This window comes from Mesorhizobium huakuii (genome assembly GCF_030160235.1).
In the GTDB taxonomy this organism is placed as follows: Bacteria; Pseudomonadota; Alphaproteobacteria; order Rhizobiales; family Rhizobiaceae; genus Mesorhizobium; species Mesorhizobium huakuii.
The window spans coordinates 124,627-142,406 of record NZ_BSNY01000053.1 but is presented as its reverse complement, the minus strand read 5'-3'; the positions used below and the strand labels follow the sequence as shown (position 1 = coordinate 142,406).

The window sequence follows — 17,780 nt, the reverse complement described above, 5'->3', positions numbered from 1 at the left end:
GAACAAAATGGTCAGCAAAAATACCCGGCCCACCGTCGCCGACGTGCGCGCCATGAAGGGCCGCGGGCACAAGATTTCAATGCTCTACGTCACCTCGCTCGAAGAGGCGGCGGCGGCCGACGCGGCCGGCGTCGACATGCTTTCGATCGAGGGCCGCTTCTTCTCGCCCGAGATGCGCGAGGCGGCCGGCCGCTGCTTTGTGCAGGTCGGGCTTCCCTACGGCCCCGCCGGCAATCTGGTTACGGCGGAGGACTATCTGAAAACCGCCTACCATTTCATGCGCATCGGCGGCGACTGCTTCTACTCCGCCGCCTCGCTCGATATCCAGAAGACGCTGTGCGACAACGCCGTGCCGGTCGTCGCCCATGTCGGCCTGATCCCTTCGCAATGCACCTGGACCGGCGGTTTCAAGGCCGTCGGCAGGACGGCCGAGAGTGCGCGTGCGGTGTGGGACCACGTCAAGCGCCTTGAAACCATCGGCTGCTTCGGCGCCGAGCTGGAAGTGGTGCCGGACCGGATTGCCGAACTGATCACCAGAAGCACGCCGATGATCATGCTTGGCATGGGCGCCGGACCGCATGCCGATGCGCAGTATCTGTTCAGCGAGGACGTACTCGGCCACACCTCAGGCCACAAGCCACGCCACGCCAAAACCTACCGCAACTTCGCCGCCGAGTATGAGCGACTGCAGCGCGAGCGCATCGCCGCCTATCGCGAGTTCATCTCCGACGTGAAGATCGGCACTTATCCCGAGCCGCAGCACGTCGTCTCGATCGCCGACGAAGAACTCGCGGCCTTCAAGGCCCCGCTTGGCCTCTGACGGATACCGCCCTCGAAATCGCTTTAGGCTGCGGCACCCACATGCATGGCAGGAGCGACGGCTGTCCGCCGCTCCTTCGACAAACTCAGAAGATCGCGTTCGTCACTGCCTTGACCGGTCCGAGCAGCACCGATCCGTCCGGCACGCCGGCGTCGATCGGGATGGCCTTGTGGTTCGCCGTCGCTGCCGCCGCCATCGGCTGGCTGGCATCGCTGGTCACGATGACGGGGGTTTTCGAGGGCACGCGGTCGTAGAGGTCGATGATGTCCTGGTTCATCAGGCGCACGCAGCCCGACGAAACCGACTTGCCGATCGACTTCCATTCCGGTGAGCCGTGCAGGCGATAAAGCGTGTCCACATTACCCTGGAAGAGATAGAGCGCGCGCGCGCCGAGCGGGTTCTTCAGCCCGCCAGGCATGCCGCCATTGTCGGCGCTGTACGGCTTCAATTCCGGCTGCCGGGCGATCATTTCATCCGGCGGCGTCCATTTCGGCCATTTCTGCTTCCACTGGACGACGGCGTCGCCCGACCATTCGAAGCCGGCCCGCCCGAGGCCGACGCCATAGCGGATGGCTTGGCCGCCCGGACGAACCAGATAGAGGAAATGGCCCGTCGTATCGACGACGATGGTTCCTGGCTTCTGCCCGGTCGGGTCGGGAACGATCTGGCGCAGGAACTGTGGATCGATCCTGTCGAAGGGGATGGCTGGCAGGTCGAAGCCACCATCGCTGACGGCCGCGTACATCGACGCATAATCGGCAAGCGGAGGCTCGACATAGGTTGGCGGCGGAGGCGGCTCGACTGGGCCTGGCCCGGTGGTGGCGCATGCGGAAACCGCGATCGATGCGGCGCCTAATGCTGCGGCGTTGAGAAAGCCGCGACGGCTCAGGCGATAGGATTCGATTTCGGCTATGGACATGGCTGCCTTCTTTAGGACTCAAATTGCAACAAAGCGTGAATACGCTTGCCGCTATACGGGTGCCTGACAACACCTGAGGCGATAGGCGGTTCCGATTCTGGCCCGAACGTGGACAAACAAAGGCGAAGCTGTGACTGCGCCGCCACTGTGGCGCCTGGGTCACAGCTCGACAGCTCAGGCGGTGACCAGCGCTTCGAGGGTCGGCAGGATCAGGGCCGGCGGAAAGTCCCGGTATTCCTCCGGCTGGTTGGAGCGGTTGATCCACACCGTACGGAAGCCGAATTTGGTAGCGCCGGCGATGTCCCAGCGATTGGAGGACTGGAAGGACACCGCGCCGGGATAGAGGCGCCAGCCGGTGGCGACCATGTCGTAGACCGCCGGATCGGTCTTGAAGCGCCGCACCGTATCGACCGAATAAATATCGTCCAGGACCTGGTCGAGCGCGGCGGATTTGACCGCCGCTTCCAGCATTTCGGGCGAGCCGTTGGAGAGGATCGCCAGCCTGGCTCCAGAGGCCTTGAGCGCCTTCAGCACCGCCGGCACCTCCGGGTAGCAGTCCAGCCGCCAATAGGCTTCCAGCAGTTTTGTCCTGAGGCCGGGATCGGCGGAGGGGACCTTGCGCAAGGCGAAGTCGAGAGCCTGTTCGGTCAGCTGCCAGAAATCGGCATAGGCGCCCATCAGCGAGCGCACCCAGGAATATTCGAGCTGCTTGGCGCGCCAGATTTCGGACAGCAACTGGCCGTCCGGGCCGATCCGGTCGGCATGGCGGCGCACGGCGGCGTGCACGTCGAACAGCGTGCCGTAGGCGTCGAAAACATAGGCGGCGTATTGCATGGCGACAGTTTTGAGGCGAGGCGGGGCAAGGTGCAAGCCTTGATTGCATCGCGCCGCCGCTGGCCTCAATAAAACTCCCCGATGCCCGTTGACGGCAACGGCCAAAGCATCATCCAATGTTGTCACACAAGATTGATCGGAACGGGACAACGCGATGACACTGGCGGCAGCGGCGCAATCCGCGACATGGACTTTCGTCGACGGCGACTGGTACGAGGGCAATGTCGCCATACTGGGGCCGCGCAGCCACGCCATGTGGCTTGGCACCAGCGTGTTCGACGGCGCGCGCTGGTTCGAGGGCGTGGCGCCCGACCTCGACCTCCATGCCAGGCGGGTGAATGCCTCGGCGATCGCGCTCGGCCTCAAGCCGAACATGTCGCCCGAACAGATCGTCGGGCTGACCTGGGATGGATTGAAGAAATTCGACGGCAAGACGGCGGTCTATATCAGGCCGATGTACTGGGCCGAGCACGGCGGCTACATGGGCGTGCCGGCCGATCCCGCTTCGACACGTTTTTGCCTCTGCCTCTATGAATCGCCGATGATCTCGCCGACCGGGTTTTCGGTGACGGTATCGCCGTTCCGGCGCCCGACGATCGAGACCATGCCGACCAACGCCAAGGCCGGCTGCCTCTATCCCAACAATGGCCGCGCCATCCTCGAGGCCAAGATGCGCGGCTTCGACAATGCTTTGGTTCTGGACATGCTGGGCAACGTCGCCGAGACCGGAAGCTCCAACATCTTCCTGGTCAAGGATGGCCACGTGCTGACGCCGGCGCCGAACGGCACCTTTCTGTCCGGCATCACACGCTCGCGCACGATGGCGCTGCTGGGCGAGTACGGCTTCAAGACGACGGAAAAGACGTTGTCGGTGCGCGATTTCCTCGAAGCGGACGAAATCTTCTCGACCGGCAACCATTCCAAGGTGGTGCCGATCACCCGCATCGAGGATCGCAATCTGCAACCGGGCCCGGTGGCCAAGAAGGCGCGCGAGCTTTATTGGGATTGGGCGCATTCGGCGTCGGCTGCCTGACACGCCGGTTCGGCCTTTTTGCCGCTGCGCGCTTCGCCGCAGGAAAACCGTGTGACAGTTTTCCGGAACCCGCTTAGAAAGGGAACCGGCGCTTCACTTCCGGAGTTGTTCCAGCTCAATCCAGTCCTATCTTAATCCGGTATCCATACCGGATTTTTTCCACGAGGGAGTACTACCCATGGCTTTTGAATTGCCCGCTCTGCCCTACGACTATGAGGCCTTGCAGCCTTACATGTCGAAAGAGACGCTGGAGTATCACCACGACAAGCATCACAAGGCCTATGTCGACAATGGCAACAAGCTGGCTGCCGAGGCCGGAATGGGTGATCTGTCGGTCGAAGAGGTGGTCAAGCAGTCGTTCGGCAAGAATGCCGGTCTCTTCAACAATGCCGCGCAGCATTACAACCACATCCATTTCTGGAAGTGGATGAAGAAGGGCGGCGGCGGCAACAAGCTGCCCGGCGCGTTGCAGAAGGCTTTCGACAGCGATCTCGGCGGCTACGACAAGTTCAAGACTGATTTCATCGCAGCCGGGACGACGCAGTTCGGTTCGGGCTGGGCCTGGGTTTCGGTCAAGGACGGCAAGCTGGCGATCTCGAAGACCCCCAACGGCGAAAACCCGCTCGTCCATGGCGCCTCGCCGATCCTCGGCGTCGACGTCTGGGAGCACTCCTATTACATCGACTACCGCAACGCCCGGCCGAAGTATCTCGAGGCTTTCGTCGACAGCCTGATCAACTGGGATCATGTGCTGGAACTCTACGAAAAGGCGAAGTAATCGACAGTCAGAAAGGCCCCGGCAATCCCGGGGCTTTTCCTTTTTTGTGCCGATATCGGTGGCTGCGAAGGCCCGGAAAAAACCATCCGAGGCGAGGGAATATTCCGTCCGCCGCATCCGTTAACGTCGTGTCCCAAATACCTTCATCACGGAGCCAAATGAATGAGAAAGCTTGTCATCGCCATCTCAATGCTCGCCTTCGCCGGTTCGGCGGCCTTTGCCGATCCGATCATCGACCGGCAGGCTCTGATGAAGGAGCGCGGAAAGATCGTCGGCGGCTTGGCGAAGGTCGCCAAGGGCGAGGACTCCTTTGATGCCGCTGCCGTGCTGGCGCAGCTGCAGGCGCTGCAGGCGAATGCCGAGAAGTTCGACGTCGATGCATTGTTCCCGAAAGGCAGCGATGCAGGCGACACCACGGCGGGGCCGAAAATCTGGGAAGACACGGCCGGCTTCAAGGCCGCCGAGGACAAGTATCTGGCCAACGTCAAGGCCGCGACTGCTGCTGCTCCTGCCGACGTTGATGCGTTGAAGGGACAGATCAACACCCTCGGTGGCGATTGCGGCGCCTGTCACCAGACTTACCGGGTGAAAAAAGGCTGATAGCCGGCAATGCCCTGGCTTAAAAAACTCGTCGGCGCCGTCGTCATTTTGGGCGGCGTCGGCGCGGTCGCTGCATGGGCCTTGTCGGCGCCCGTCAGGCTAGACAGTGCGATCTTGGCCAAGCTAGGACCAGGTGATGTGGCCAAGGGCAAGCGGATCTTCTATGCCGGCGGCTGTACATCCTGCCATGCGAAGCCGGGTTCGCAGGGCGATGCGCGGCTTCAGCTCGTCGGCGGCCTGCAACTCAAGACGCCGTTCGGCACCTTCGTTCCGCCCAACATTTCGCAAGACCCCAAGGACGGCATCGGTGCGTGGTCGGTCGAGGATCTCGCCAACGCCATGCTCAAGGGCGTGTCGCCGTCCGGCGAGCATTTCTACCCTGCCTTTCCCTACGCGTCCTATGCCCGCATGAAGCCATCGGACATTGCCGATCTCTATGCCTTCCTGAAGACGCTGCCCGCCGTCGCCGGCAGGGCGCCGGGCAATTCGCTGGCGTTCCCGTTCAACATCAGGCGTGGCATCGGCCTGTGGAAGCGCCTCTATCTCGCCAGCCAGCCTGTTGTTGCCTTGGCCGATAGCGCACCCGCCCCGGTGGTGGCCGGCCGCTATCTGGTCGAGGGGCCAGGGCATTGCGGCGAATGCCACACGCCGCGCGACTTCGCAGGCGGAACGAAGAAAGGCGAGTGGCTGGCAGGTGCCGTGGCCGCAGAGGGCTCAGGCGTCGTGCCCAACATCACATCGGGCAAGGGCGGCATCGCCAGCTGGTCGGAATCCGACATAGCCAACTACCTCGAAACCGGCTTCACACCCAATTTCGATTCCGTCGGCGGTGCGATGGTCGACGTGCAGCGCAACATGGCGGAACTGACAGCAGGGGACCGTGCCGCGATCGCCGCCTATCTCAAGGCCGTACCGCCGCACGCGAACGGTTATCCCGCGCGCAAGCCGGCGAGCTGATTGTCGACTAGAGGTGCCGATCGCCGAGGAAATCGAAGCCCGTCTCGAAGAAATGATTGTAGTTGCAGGTCAGTTCCTCGCCGGGCGCGATGTCGCGCAGCGCAAAGGTTTCCTCGGGTGAGGAGACATCGCAATTCGGCTCGTCGTCATGGTTCATGTAGCGGGCGTCGTCGGCTTCGAAGACGATATAGGCCGGATCGCGCCGGTCCGGGTAGGAATAGCGGTCGAGATAGTTCTTCACCGGCCCGGTTTCTCCCTCATAGGTCTCGACGTCGATGATCCGGTCGAAGCGGGGGTCTAGCTTCCAGATCAGCGCGCCCTTGGGGATGTGGTGCTTGGCAAAGACGCCGATGCCCTGGATCGGCGATTTGTCGAGATAGACGTCGACGAGCAGCATAATGGACCCTTGTGCGAGTGCGGGCTTCGTCGCCCGGGAAAAGTCGTGCATTGGGGTAACGCGCGACCATCGCAATTGCGAGTGGAAATGAGCAATATGGAATTCAAAAAGTCATGATCGCCAAACCCAAAAGTGAACGCGCTGTCTGGGAACCTCAGCGTTGCTGCAAGGCTAGGCGGACGCCCAGGGCGCAGTAGATGCCGCCGACAACCTTGCCCTGCCATTTCAGCACGGTCGGATTTCGGCGCAGAAAACTGCCGAGGCGACCGGCGCTCACGGCAAAGACGACCGTGCTGAAAAGACCGAGTACGACGAAGACAATTCCCAATACGGCCAATTGGAGCATCACCGTTCCGTTTTCGGGGCGCACGAACTGAGGCAGGAATGCCAGGAAAAACAGTGCGGTCTTGGGGTTGAGCACCTCGGTCAGGACCGCCTGCCGAAACGCCTTGCCGGCGGAGATCGCGAGCGCGCCGGCAGAGGGATCGGTCGGCGTTTTCTCGATGATGGCGCGAATGCCGAGGTAAACGAGATAGGCCGCGCCGAGATATTTTACGATGCTGAACAGCGTCGCCGACGTGGCAATGATCGCCGAGATGCCGACCATCGCCATGACAGTGTGAAATATGTCGCCGACCGCGATCCCGGCGCCGGTCGCGATCCCGACCTTCGTTCCCGAGCTCGTTGCCCGGGCGATCGTCAACAGCGTGGCCGGACCCGGGATAAAGACGAAGCCGAGCACGACGGCGATATAGGCAATCAACGTGGACAGATCGATCATTTGAGCCTCTCCTAGGCTAGCTGCGCCTTTCCTGTCACCTTCAGCGCGAAGGAATAGGTATAGGCGATTTCTTCCAGGCGTGAGAACCGGCCGGAGGCGCCGGCATGGCCGGAATCCATGTTGATCTTGAACAGCACCGGATTGTCGCCGCTCTTGCGGTCGCGCAGCCGCGCCACCCATTTGGCCGGTTCCCAATAGGTGACGCGCGGATCGGTGAGGCCGGCAAGCGCGAGGATCGGTGGATAGTCGAGCGCTGCTACATTGTCGTAGGGCGAGTAGGCGGCGATGGTGCGGTAGTCATCGGCGGACGCGATCGGATTGCCCCATTCCGGCCATTCCGGCGGTGTCAGCGGCAAGGTCGCGTCGAGCATGGTGGTGAGCACGTCGACGAAGGGAACCTCGGCGACGATGCCGCCAAAGCAGTCCGGCGCCATGTTGGCGACGGCGCCCATCAGCATGCCGCCGGCGGAGCCGCCTTGCGCGACCATGCGGTCATGCGCGGTATAGCGTTCGGCAACGAGGTGGCGCGCACAGGCGATGAAATCCGTGAACGTGTTCATCTTGTGCGCCCGCTTGCCGTCATCATACCAGCCGTAACCCTTGTCCTTGCCGCCGCGCACGTGAGCGATGGCGTAGACGAAGCCGCGGTCGACCAGCGACAGGCAGTTGGTGTTGAAGGCCGCCGGCACGGTGATGCCGTAGGAGCCGTAGCCATAGAGCAGGCAAGGAGCTGATCCATCGAGCGGCGTGTCGCGATGGTGCAGAAGCGAGATCGGCACCAACTCGCCATCGGCGGCGGGCGCCATCAGCCGCCTGGTGACATAATGGTCCGCGTCATGGCCCGATGGCACCTCCTGGGTCTTGAGCAAGACCCGCTCGCGGGTGCGCATATTGTAGTCGAACACCTGCGCCGGCGTTGTCATCGACGAATAGGAAAAGCGCATGATCTCGGTGTCGTATTCATAGGACCCCGACAGGCCGAGCGAGAAAGCCTCCTCATCGAGAGACAGAAGATGCTCTTCGCCACTGGTGCGGTCGCGCACGACGATGCGCGGCAGGCCCTCCTTGCGCTCGAGCCGGACCATATGGTCCTTGAAGCCAATCACCGACAGGATCAGCCGGCCCGGTTCATGCGGCACCAGTTCCTGCCAGTTGGCGCGGACCGGATCGGTTGCCGGCGCCGTCATGATCTTGAAGTCCTTGGCGCCGTCCGCATTGGTCAGGATGAAGAAGATGTCGCCGCCTTCCTCCAGCTCGTATTGAAGGCCGGTCTCGCGCGGCGAAACCAATTTGGGTTCGGCAAACGGATCGCTGGCGCTCAAGAGGCGATATTCCGAGGTCTCGTGATCGTTGATGCCGATCATGATCCATCGGTTGTCGCGGGTGCCGTCGACATTCATGAAGAAGCCGGGATCGGTTTCCTCATAGATAAGGCGGTCGGTTTCAGGGTCTTGTCCGAGCGCGTGGAACAGCACCTTCGAAGGCCGATGGTTGGGGTCGAGACGCGTGTAGAAGAACCCGTCATTGCCTGCGTCCCACACGCCCGAACCGCCTGTAGCGGGAATCTGGTCCGCCAGTTCCTTGCCATCGGCAAGGTCGCGAACGCGCAGCGTGTAGAACTCGGAACCCTTGTCGTCGAAGGCCCACAACAGCTTGCGGTGATCGGCCGAATGGTCGACCCCGCCGAGCCTGAAATAGGCCCTGCCTTCCGCCTCGAGGTCACCGTCGAGCAGGATCTGCTCGGTTCCGCCGTCGCGCGGCATGCGGAAATAGCGCGGCTGCTCGCCGCCGAGCTTGAAGGAAGACCCATAGGCATAGGGCCCGTCCTTCATCGGAACGGAGGAATCGTCTTCCTTGATGCGGCCCTTCATCTCCTTGAAAAGCAGCTTCTGCAGGTCTGAAGTATCGGCCATCAGCTTCGACTGGTAGGCATTCTCGGCCTCGAGTTCGGCGCGGATGCCTGCATCGAGCAGGGAGGGGTCCCGAAACATCTCCTGCCAGTTGTCGGCCCGCAGCCAAGCATATTCGTCGGTTCGCGTGATGCCGTGATGCGTGTCGAAAATCGGCCGCTTCTGCGGTGTCGGCGGGCTGACGATCGGAAATCGGGAAGTCTTGGTCATTGCGTCTCGCTTGGGAACTATCTTGGATGATGAATGAACACGCCGATCAGGGTGGGTTCAAGGGCCGTAACCTAGAGGTGGTGTCGGCTCCGTGAGACGGGCCGGGAGGAAGATGATGACTATTCGATCTCGGATCGCTGCGACTTTCGCCGTTGCTTTGCTGACTCTGGTCCTTGCCGGCCAGTCTCATGCGACCGTATTCGCGGCTTGGCAAGTGGCCAATGTACCGTCCGGCGACACGCTCAACGTGCGCAAATATCCGTCCGGCACATCCCGGAAGCAGGCCGCATACCCGAACGGAACCGTCCTGCAGATGACCGGACGATGCACCGGCGGCGTAAACCTGCTCGACATCGACAATCAACCGGCATGGAAGCAACAGCAGGCGGCTCGCTATCGCTGGTGCGAAGTCTGGCACGACCCGGCAAAGAACGGCGCCTTCGTTACCGGCTGGGCCTATGGCAAGTACATCGTCCCGTATTGATTGACGGTCGTCGATCGATCTCGGTGCGGCCGGAGGGACATGCCGCCTGGTTGCCTGCGAAAAGATGAGCGGCAACCTGTGGTTTTGTGGACAGATGTGAACAACCAAGATTGACGGCGCCCTGGCAAAGCAAACCAGAGCATTGAAACTTGCTTTGTGAGTTATCGCGAATGTAACGTTCAGCTGACGTAACGTCAGGAGATGTCGGTTTGGCGAGCGAAATATCGAAAAATTACATGATGCACGAAAGATTGAAGCTGACTGGCGAATAGTTGATCAACTTTCCTAAATATAATGCAAAGGGTGAATTGACTTACTTGCTCCATGGTCGCATTGATGTGCCCGCGACACGAATCGTAGAAACTCTACCTGCTCAAAATTCGTGCGATGCCCTGCCTTTAAAAAAGGGCGTATACCGACGTAACTCTTGTTGGGGCCTGAAGACCATGGATATTGTCGAAACACCTTCCAGAAACAACGATGCGCTGATCGAGCTGACCGCCGATGTGGTGGCCGCCTATGTCAGCAACAACCCCGTGCCGGTCGGCGAATTGCCGAACCTCATATCCGATGTCCATGCCGCTCTCGGGCGTGTGGGCGGAACCGCCGAACAGCCTCCTGCCGACAAGCAGAAGCCGGCTGTCAACCCGAAGCGCTCGGTTCATGACGACTACATTGTCTGTCTTGAAGACGGCAAGAAGTTCAAATCGCTCAAGCGTCACCTGATGACCCACTATGACCTGACGCCGGAGCAGTATCGCGAAAAGTGGAATCTCGACCCGAGCTATCCGATGGTTGCTCCGAACTACGCGGCAGCCCGCTCGCAGCTCGCCAAGAAGATGGGCCTTGGCCGCAAGCGCAAGGCGCGGTAGTCGCTGTTCCGTCAGGTCGAACCGACATCGACGGCGCCTTCGGGCGCCGTTTGATTTTGGTGAACAGGATTGCCGGCTGGCCGGAGGGCGTCAGGCGGTCTGCTTGAGCGCCATCTCGGCATCGCGCTTGATGCGCTTGACCATCGAGCGAAGGCCATTGGCGCGCTGGGGCGACAGGTGCTCGTCCAGGCCGAGCGCCCTCAGCGTCGCTTCCGCATCGGTTTTCTGGATTTCGCTGGCGGTCCTTCCGGAAAACAGCGCCAGCATGATGGCGACCAGACCACGCACGATATGGGCGTCCGAATCCCCCGTGAAGGTGATGACCGGATCGCTGCCCGGTCCCCGCTCGGTGGTCAGCCAGACCTGGCTGACGCAACCCGGCACCTTGTTGGCGGCATTGCGCTCCTCATCGGGAAAGGGAGGCAGCGCCTCACCGAGCTCGATGACGTAGCGATAGCGGTCCTCCCATTCGTCAAGGAAGGAGAAGTCGTCGCGGATCGTCTGGATCGTGGTCGTCATGACCCCGGATATAGTCACGCGGCGGCCCCGCGTCACGGAAAAAACAAGGACACCACGGGCGTCGAGAGGGCAGACGGCCCGCGGTGCGCCGTCGAGACGGCTTAATTCTTGACCGGCAGGTTGACGGTCTCGGGCAGGACGATCTCTTCCGCCACGCTTCCCGTCATTGTCGAGGTGTCGGGGGCGGTGGACTTGTCGTCCAGCATTGCGGCGGCGATCTTGGCGGTTTCCTTGGCGCGCGCGGTGATGGTGTGCATCGCCGACTTGCCGGTTTCACAGACATCGGGCTTGCGCTCGCAGATGCCGGCAATGTCGCCCACCGCGTCGCGTGCCGCGAACAGGGCCTGGATCGGCCCGACGCTTTCCTGCCCCGGCTCGTCGGAACCGACACCCAGCGGCAGCGCCAGCAGCACCAGTGAAAACCAGAAAGCCATTCTTATCAGGAAGAACATGCCTTGCCTCTCGTCGTGACCGGATCATGCATCATATGGCATGACCTCTTTTATGGGCAGGATGTTGGCACACAGGCGCAAAGGACGGCTTGCACGCACAGCGACAATTTTCCTCAAATTTTAGGCAAATTCGAAACGAAGCGTTTTGCCTTGGATTTGTTTCATATCGGGACGATTTTCGTTACCTCTTGATAACCATGTATCTAGTTGGTTTCATTGCGGTTTTCTGTAATTCGATCGGTTCTCTCCCCGTCCATGGTCCGCTGACGGCAGGCGTTCGCAGATAACCCTCCATTTACTATGGCGGCATTTGCCCGGGTTTTCGACCGCCGCGATCCCGATATTTGCCACAGGCCGGGCTTTGGTCGGCCCTGCCTTATCCATTCCTTAAACGCTGGATGAGAGTTTCGGAGCCAATCAAAACAATCTGCAAAAGCAGAGCTGTTCACGACGAGTGCGAGTGCGTTGAGTTGATGCCGATCAAGGCCAGATACGCTGAATTGCCTGGCGCGATTGCCGCCGGTTGCGAACGTATGGTCCATCCCTCCATTCTTGGGCAGAGCGGCCGCGAGCGCCAGCGCCGTTTCATCGGCGTCATGCTGGCAGCGCCATTCTTTGCCGCCGGTGCCGCGGTCACGCTGGTCACGTCAGGCATGGGCGCCGCCGTGACCATGGCCGCTATCTTTGCCGCCTTTGGTCTGTGCTGGTTCGTTGCCTTGCTGGTGGCGGCTACCGGCAAGATAGCCGCGGCGGCACCGGTTGCCCTGGCCATGGCGGCTGTTGCCCTTGGCGGTCTGATCGCCGCCGCCGGCGGGTTGAGCTCTCCCGTCGCCGTGCTTGCCGTGGCGCTACCCTTCGAAGCCTGGTGGATCGGCGCTTCGCGGCGTGCGGCCCTGTGGGGAGCGGTCTCGGCCGCTGCCGCCATTGCCCTTCAGCCTCTGGCTGCGGCCTTCCTGCCCTTCGCGGGCGCACAGATCGCGGCCTGGCATTGGCTGGTGCCGCTGGCCTGGGCGATGACGCTGATCCCGCGCCTGTCGGCGTTTCGCGATAGCGCCGGTGCGGCCGATACGCTGGATACCGGCGACCGGCTGGAAGACATCATCGACGCGGTGATCCTGCGGGTCGCGCGCCATGGCGAGGTGCTCGATGCGTCCGCCAAGGCGCGCACGCTCTTGAAATTGCCGCCGGAACTGCTTTCCGGAACCGGCTTCTTCGACCGCGTCCATCTGTCGGACCGTGTCTCCTATCTCAGCGCCCTGGCCGACATGCGCGATGGTGCTGTCTCGCGCCGCCTCGAATTGCGCGTCAGGCTGCCCCAGAACGGCAATGGCCAGAATGACATGCGCTCGATGGCCGACAACTACCGGCCGTTCCTGCTCGAACTGCTGCGTGGCGAGGAGCAGAGCGACGTCTTCACGCTGGTGCTGCGCGAGAATGACGAGACGGCTCGGCTGCGTGAGGAACTGGCGCAAGCCAATGAGACGGCGGCAGCCGCGGAAGTGGCCAAGGGCCGGTTCCTGGCGGTGGTCAGCCACGAGCTGCGCACGCCGCTGAACGCCATTATCGGCTTCTCGGACATGCTGCTGCACGAGATGTTCGGCGCCTTCAAGGATCCGCGCCAGAAGGAATATGTCACCCTGGTGCGCGATTCGGGCCAGCATCTTCTGGCTGTCGTGACATCCATACTTGACGTATCGAGGATCGAATCCGGCGCCTACACGGCGGATCCGGAGCCGTTCCGGTTCATGGAAGCCGTCGACATGTGCCAGTCGATGATGCGGCTGCAGGCGCAGGCCAAGAATATCAATCTGCAGACGCAGATCGCTCCCGACGCCGGCGAAATCAATGCCGATCGCCGCGCCGTGCAGCAGATCCTGATCAATCTCGTCTCCAATGCGGTCAAGTTCACGCCCGATGGCGGCGATGTCGTCGTCGGCGCCAAGCGGATCGGTTCGCGCCTGCATTTCTGGGTCAGGGACACCGGCATCGGCATTGCCGAGGAGGATTTCGCCAATCTCGGCAAACCCTTCACGCAGATCCAGAACGACTATACGCGCCGTTTCGAGGGGACCGGCCTTGGCCTGTCACTGGTGAAGGGGCTGGTGGCGCTGCACGAAGGCACCATGTCGATCGAAAGCATGCCGGGCGAGGGCACTACGGTGACCATCAGCCTGCCGGTCAACGGGCCGAAGGGGCGCCCGGCGAACGAGGCAGGGGTGCTGACGATGCCGGTGACGAGGGCGAAAGGGGACAGAAATGGCTCGCTCCGCAAAACAGCCTAAGGCGGTCAAACGCCGCAGCAACGCCTTCCAGGACGGTGCCATCGCGGTCGGCGGGATGATTTCGCGCAACCCCGTCCTGGTGGGCGGATCGACGGCATTCCTGGTGACGCTGTTCTACGTCTCGGCGAATGCGCTGTGGTATCAGCCTTTCCCGCACGCCGGGGCGTTCTTCGCCACCCGCAACTTCCAGGCGCACACGCCCTCCGACGAGCCGGAGACGACGATCAACATCGTGCGGCCCAATGCGGCGCCCGCCCCGATGAAGGGCGATCCGGTGGTCGAACAGGTGCAAGGCATATTGAAGGACCTCGACTTCTATTCCGGCACGGTCGACGGCATTTCCGGCCCCAACACGCGCAAGGCCATACAGGCCTATCAGCAGAAGGTCGGTCTCAACGCTTCGGGCGAGATCGATGCCCTGTTGCTCGATCAGCTTGGCGCGACACCGAAGACCGCTTCGGTGCCCAAACCGCAGCCGCGCCCGGATACGCCGTCCGCCGTCCCGGTGTCTCTCCAGACAAATTCTGGGCAGGCGAATGCCGGGCAGACGGATGCCGGCCCGACCCAGGGACCTGATCCCCGCATCGTCAAGATCCAGGCCGGGCTCAAGGCGTTCGGCAATGACGACATGCGGCTGGACGGTGTCGTCGGCGCGCGCACCAAGGCGGCGATCAAGGAATTCCAGTCGCTGTTCGGCCTGCCGCAGACCGGCGAGCCCGACGAGATCGTCTACGTCAAGATGCGTGAGATCGGCCTGACCAACTGAGGTCCGACCAACGAGGCCGAAACGACGGCTCGCCGAGCGGCGGAATTATCGGCAAGCAATTCCAGGAAAAGTGTGAGCGGTTTTCCGGGAAAAGCGCGTTGCGCTTTCCCTGGGGAATTGCGTCAAAAACAAAGAGTTAGAGCAGATGGCCGTTTCCTTGAAACGGCCATCTGCTTTAGATATCCCGCACGCTTTCGGAGCTTTCTTATGCGCGTCACATCGGATCTGTGGGTTTCTGCCTTGGTGCGCCGCGTTTTCGGCGCCGGCGGATTTGCCGCCGTGGTCAACCGTGGCGCGACCGAGGCCGGTGCTGTTTTCGTGCTGACGCGGGGCAGGCTGGGTGACGTCGCCCTCTACGGGCCTGCGCCGCAGACAAGCTACGATTCGGCCAAGCCCGACGACCGTTTCTTCAGCCTTATCGCCGCCGGCGATGATCCGGCCGTGCTCGATGCCCGGCTTCAGAGGGAAAAGAAATTCGATCCCGACATCTGGGTGGTCGAGATCGAGGCCGGTACCGTTCCCGTCGAGGAGCTTATTTCCGTGAAGACGCCCTGAGGGCGGGGGCCGAGGCTTCGTCGCTGTTCGAGGCCTTGCGGCTGTCGCTGTTTGCGGGCGACGCGTCACCAACCATCCTGGAGAGGGCCTCGGCCTTCCATCCCCGTACCCTGTCCAGAGCCACATCGCGATGCAGCAGGCGGTAGCGGTCGAGATAGGTGCGGATGGCCTGCGGATGCGGGAACAGGCTGGGATAGATGGCGACGGTGATCAGGAAGGCCCTGTCCTCGCTGAAGTCGAGCGAGCGCAGTGCCGCGAGCAGCGAGGTATAGTTCTGGCTGGCAGTCAGCGAGCGCGCGGTCGAGAAATCGATGTCGAGCGCGTCCGCAAGCGCGGTCTGGAAAAACGCGGCATTCCCCGTCAGCGCCGTCTCGCGCAACTTGACATAGGTTTCCGATCCGGGGAACGCATCGACCTTCGCCGCCGATGCTTCGTCGCTGGTGCGCATCATGGAGCGCAGCCTGCGCCTCGCATTTTCGGCGGCAATGCCGGGAGAATGCTGGCTAGAAGCATTGTCCCCGGCAGCTTCCGCATTCGCGGCTGCGACGGTTGGCGCCGTGGGGGCGTGCACGTCCGGTTCCCGTACTCGCACCAGTGTCGGCCGTTCCAGCGCCCTGATCAGATCGGCGATGGTCGGGTTCAGGTCCTTGCGGCGCGCTATGGCGCGCGCATGCGGCAGCCCGTGCCGGCCGATCAGCGCGATGAGGTCGATATCGCTGACGGCGCGCGAGCGGATCAGCAGCGGCGCGGCGATGTCGACCGGCTCCTCGCACAGGCGGCGCACGAGTGCTGCTGGGGCATATTCACATTCGGAAAGGGCGGCGGCCACGTAGCGTCGCGATTCGACGGACACATCGTCGAACAAAGGGAGCGTCAGGTCTTCGAGCTGGCCGATCTCGCGGCGTGACGGGCGGGTCAGCGAGCAGAACGCCGATACCGCGGCGCGGAACAGCCTTTCGGCCTTGCCCGATTCCGTCCGTATCGCGATTTGCCTGAAGTCCGAAGATGACACGAAGGATACCCGATACTCGATACACAGCCTTGACCACGCTCAACCGGGACTGTGTCGGTTTCGCGGTTGCCCCGGTCAGAACCTCCTGACCTCAAGACAAAGATCAAGTTAGCGGTGATCCGTTAGCGCTCCGTTAACCCTCTGCCGGCCTTAATGATATTTGGAGGCGTTGCGTTGTGCTCCGGGGAAACCGAGAGGAATGCGCGAATCATGGGCATGGTACTGTCTTTCGTGCCGCGTGCGGCACCGACCAATCGAGCCAAGCAAACCACCGAAATACCGGCGGCGGTGATCATCTTTCCCGGTATCCGCTATGAGCGGTCCAGCACCGGCGAAGCGCGGCCTGCCGGGCCTGACAAGCCGGGATCGCCACGGACGCCGGTGCCGCATCACTGAAGCCGCGGCCTGGTTTTTCAGGGCCTGGACTTCTGGCTGGCTGCCTAGAAATCCTGCAGCTCGCAGGAGCTCTGATCGAGAAAGCGCGACACGATCGGCTTCCAGCTGTCGTCCGGCACGAAGCTGCGGATGACGAAGATGCCCTCGTCGATCGGCGCTTCGACGAAGATCGCCCCCTGCAGGTCCTCGGGCAAGTCCTTGCGCACGTCGATCATCTGCGCCGGCGTCAGCACCACGGCGTCCAGCTTGCCGCCGGTCGCCGTATGGTCGTTGAAGGAATAGATATTGTGGCCGTTGCGGTCATAGACCGACACCGACCAGAAGGGGACGTTCCCCGGCGCCTTGATGCGGACCATGCCTTCCTCGAGGTCGAACCGGCAGGCGGAGGCATAGAACAGCGGGTCGACCGATTTCACCACCGGCGCGCCGCCCGCCTCGGCATCGAGCCGGTTCATCCGGTAGAGGTCGGATGCCATGGACAGTCGCGACCAGGCATCGCGTTCCGAAAATTCCGGCACCAGGAGCAGCACCACGATGTGCACGATGCCGGCGCCGACCAGGCCGAGCAGCACGGCGTGAAAAAGACGGCGTAGCGCGGCCAGGACGTTACGCATCGCAGCCGGCCTTCACGATCCTGGGCAGCGAGACGTCCGACAGGCCGGTGCTGCTGGCGATCGGCGTGTCGTAGAAGGTCAGGACGAAATACATCCGTCCGGAACCGTCGGTCAGAAGCCAGTTGCCGGGCATGGGGTGATGGCCGACCGAGATGATCACTGAATTGTCGGCCTGGCGCAGCACCTCGTAGGACTGAAGTGCTGCAAGCCGCGGCTTGCCGGTTTCGACGACGCCGAGCGATTGGTCGGCGGCATAGAGCGTCCAGAAGCGGGCGGTCGGGAATCCGCCCTCTATTCTGTAGCTGCATTCGCGCTTGAGCTGGTCGCCGGCAGCGTCATTTTCCGCGACGAAGGACAGGCCTTCGGCGCGGCCGAGCGCAAGCACGCCCTCGCGCGCCACGCGCGCCTTGGAATAGGGGTCGGCGGCTGGCGTGCCGATATCGGGGAAGGCGGTCCATTGGCCGATGCGGATAGCGCCGACGCCGTCCTGGATCTTCAGCGCATACCAGACGCTGGCGCCGCCGCCGCCAATGGCTATGGCAAGCGAAAGCAGCATCAGGAAGGCGTTCTTGAGCATGAAGGGCCGCGT

General features: G+C 62.3%; 21 protein-coding genes. 11 read left to right on the top strand and 10 right to left on the bottom strand.

Annotated elements, in window-relative coordinates; all coding sequences use genetic code 11:
• Positions 1–7: 7 nt before the first annotated feature.
• Positions 8–820, top strand: a complete 813-nt coding sequence (locus QQK95_RS27350; protein ID WP_284277526.1) for a 3-methyl-2-oxobutanoate hydroxymethyltransferase — start codon at positions 8–10, stop codon at positions 818–820.
• Positions 821–905: 85 nt separating this feature from the next.
• Here the strand turns inward: QQK95_RS27350 and QQK95_RS27345 are convergent, their stop codons facing one another.
• Complete coding sequence (locus QQK95_RS27345; protein WP_284277525.1) at positions 906–1,739, bottom strand: L,D-transpeptidase; 834 nt, start codon at positions 1,737–1,739, stop codon at positions 906–908.
• Between the two features lie 174 nt (positions 1,740–1,913).
• Positions 1,914–2,573, bottom strand: a complete 660-nt coding sequence (locus QQK95_RS27340; protein WP_095770795.1) for a haloacid dehalogenase type II — start codon at positions 2,571–2,573, stop codon at positions 1,914–1,916.
• 154 nt (positions 2,574–2,727) lie between these two features.
• Here QQK95_RS27340 and QQK95_RS27335 point away from each other — a divergent pair, with 154 nt between their 5' ends.
• The 4 genes from QQK95_RS27335 to QQK95_RS27320 all read left to right on the top strand — a co-directional run bounded on the left by QQK95_RS27335 (position 2,728) and on the right by QQK95_RS27320 (position 5,941).
• Positions 2,728–3,606 (top strand): branched-chain amino acid aminotransferase, encoded by an 879-nt coding sequence (locus tag QQK95_RS27335; protein ID WP_284277524.1) that lies wholly within the window; start codon positions 2,728–2,730, stop codon positions 3,604–3,606.
• Between the two features lie 178 nt (positions 3,607–3,784).
• Positions 3,785–4,384: a superoxide dismutase gene (locus QQK95_RS27330; protein ID WP_284277523.1), complete on the top strand. Its 600-nt coding sequence runs from the start codon at positions 3,785–3,787 to the stop codon at positions 4,382–4,384.
• A 162-nt stretch (positions 4,385–4,546) separates the two neighbouring features.
• Entirely contained in the window at positions 4,547–4,984 is a 438-nt protein-coding gene (locus tag QQK95_RS27325) for a c-type cytochrome (protein WP_284277522.1), read from the top strand.
• A gap of 9 nt (positions 4,985–4,993) precedes the next feature.
• Positions 4,994–5,941, top strand: coding sequence for a cytochrome c (locus tag QQK95_RS27320; protein ID WP_284277521.1), 948 nt, complete (start codon positions 4,994–4,996; stop codon positions 5,939–5,941).
• A gap of 7 nt (positions 5,942–5,948) precedes the next feature.
• Here QQK95_RS27320 and QQK95_RS27315 read toward each other — a convergent pair whose 3' ends face one another.
• The 3 genes from QQK95_RS27315 to QQK95_RS27305 form a co-directional block, all read right to left on the bottom strand.
• Positions 5,949–6,338 (bottom strand): SET domain-containing protein, encoded by a 390-nt coding sequence (locus tag QQK95_RS27315; protein ID WP_284277519.1) that lies wholly within the window; start codon positions 6,336–6,338, stop codon positions 5,949–5,951.
• A gap of 154 nt (positions 6,339–6,492) precedes the next feature.
• Positions 6,493–7,119: a LysE family translocator gene (locus QQK95_RS27310; RefSeq protein WP_284277518.1), complete on the bottom strand. Its 627-nt coding sequence runs from the start codon at positions 7,117–7,119 to the stop codon at positions 6,493–6,495.
• Positions 7,120–7,130: 11 nt separating this feature from the next.
• The gene (locus tag QQK95_RS27305; protein ID WP_284277516.1) at positions 7,131–9,239 is read right to left on the bottom strand and encodes a S9 family peptidase; all 2,109 of its coding nucleotides are present in this window, start codon (positions 9,237–9,239) and stop codon (positions 7,131–7,133) included.
• A 115-nt stretch (positions 9,240–9,354) separates the two neighbouring features.
• On the opposite strand from QQK95_RS27305, the gene QQK95_RS27300 reads away from it, so the two are divergent.
• Together QQK95_RS27300 and QQK95_RS27295 are read left to right on the top strand one after the other, a co-directional pair.
• A complete protein-coding gene (locus QQK95_RS27300; RefSeq protein ID WP_284277633.1) occupies positions 9,355–9,723 on the top strand; it encodes an SH3 domain-containing protein in 369 nt (122 codons plus the stop codon).
• A gap of 446 nt (positions 9,724–10,169) precedes the next feature.
• Positions 10,170–10,595, top strand: a complete 426-nt coding sequence (locus QQK95_RS27295; RefSeq protein WP_019857114.1) for a Ros/MucR family transcriptional regulator — start codon at positions 10,170–10,172, stop codon at positions 10,593–10,595.
• A gap of 90 nt (positions 10,596–10,685) precedes the next feature.
• Here QQK95_RS27295 and QQK95_RS27290 read toward each other — a convergent pair whose 3' ends face one another.
• Entirely contained in the window at positions 10,686–11,114 is a 429-nt protein-coding gene (locus QQK95_RS27290) for a SufE family protein (RefSeq protein WP_284277515.1), read from the bottom strand.
• 101 nt (positions 11,115–11,215) lie between these two features.
• Positions 11,216–11,566 (bottom strand): DUF5330 domain-containing protein, encoded by a 351-nt coding sequence (locus QQK95_RS27285; protein WP_284277514.1) that lies wholly within the window; start codon positions 11,564–11,566, stop codon positions 11,216–11,218.
• Between the two features lie 533 nt (positions 11,567–12,099).
• Here QQK95_RS27285 and QQK95_RS27280 point away from each other — a divergent pair.
• From QQK95_RS27280 to QQK95_RS27270, 3 genes are all read left to right on the top strand, one after another.
• Positions 12,100–13,848: a sensor histidine kinase gene (locus QQK95_RS27280; RefSeq protein WP_284277513.1), complete on the top strand. Its 1,749-nt coding sequence runs from the start codon at positions 12,100–12,102 to the stop codon at positions 13,846–13,848.
• The gene (locus tag QQK95_RS27275) at positions 13,823–14,614 is read left to right on the top strand and encodes a peptidoglycan-binding domain-containing protein (protein WP_284277512.1); all 792 of its coding nucleotides are present in this window, start codon (positions 13,823–13,825) and stop codon (positions 14,612–14,614) included. The genes QQK95_RS27280 and QQK95_RS27275 overlap by 26 nt, the downstream gene beginning before the upstream one ends.
• A gap of 207 nt (positions 14,615–14,821) precedes the next feature.
• Positions 14,822–15,169: a DUF1491 family protein gene (locus QQK95_RS27270; protein ID WP_284277511.1), complete on the top strand. Its 348-nt coding sequence runs from the start codon at positions 14,822–14,824 to the stop codon at positions 15,167–15,169.
• Here the strand turns inward: QQK95_RS27270 and QQK95_RS27265 are convergent.
• Positions 15,147–16,181 (bottom strand): hypothetical protein, encoded by a 1,035-nt coding sequence (locus tag QQK95_RS27265; protein WP_284277510.1) that lies wholly within the window; start codon positions 16,179–16,181, stop codon positions 15,147–15,149. The two genes, QQK95_RS27270 and QQK95_RS27265, sit on opposite strands and share 23 nt — an antisense overlap.
• Positions 16,182–16,391: 210 nt before the next feature.
• Here QQK95_RS27265 and QQK95_RS27260 point away from each other — a divergent pair, with 210 nt between their 5' ends.
• Positions 16,392–16,577 carry a hypothetical protein gene (locus tag QQK95_RS27260; RefSeq protein WP_056563609.1) on the top strand — a complete coding sequence of 62 codons (186 nt, stop codon included), beginning with the start codon at positions 16,392–16,394 and terminating at the stop codon, positions 16,575–16,577.
• Between the two features lie 44 nt (positions 16,578–16,621).
• Here QQK95_RS27260 and QQK95_RS27255 read toward each other — a convergent pair whose 3' ends face one another.
• Both QQK95_RS27255 and QQK95_RS27250 read right to left on the bottom strand, forming a co-directional pair.
• The gene (locus QQK95_RS27255) at positions 16,622–17,191 is read right to left on the bottom strand and encodes a DUF1254 domain-containing protein (protein WP_284277508.1); all 570 of its coding nucleotides are present in this window, start codon (positions 17,189–17,191) and stop codon (positions 16,622–16,624) included.
• Positions 17,184–17,768: a DUF1214 domain-containing protein gene (locus tag QQK95_RS27250; RefSeq protein WP_284277507.1), complete on the bottom strand. Its 585-nt coding sequence runs from the start codon at positions 17,766–17,768 to the stop codon at positions 17,184–17,186. The genes QQK95_RS27255 and QQK95_RS27250 overlap by 8 nt, the downstream gene beginning before the upstream one ends.
• Positions 17,769–17,780 lie beyond the last annotated feature (12 nt).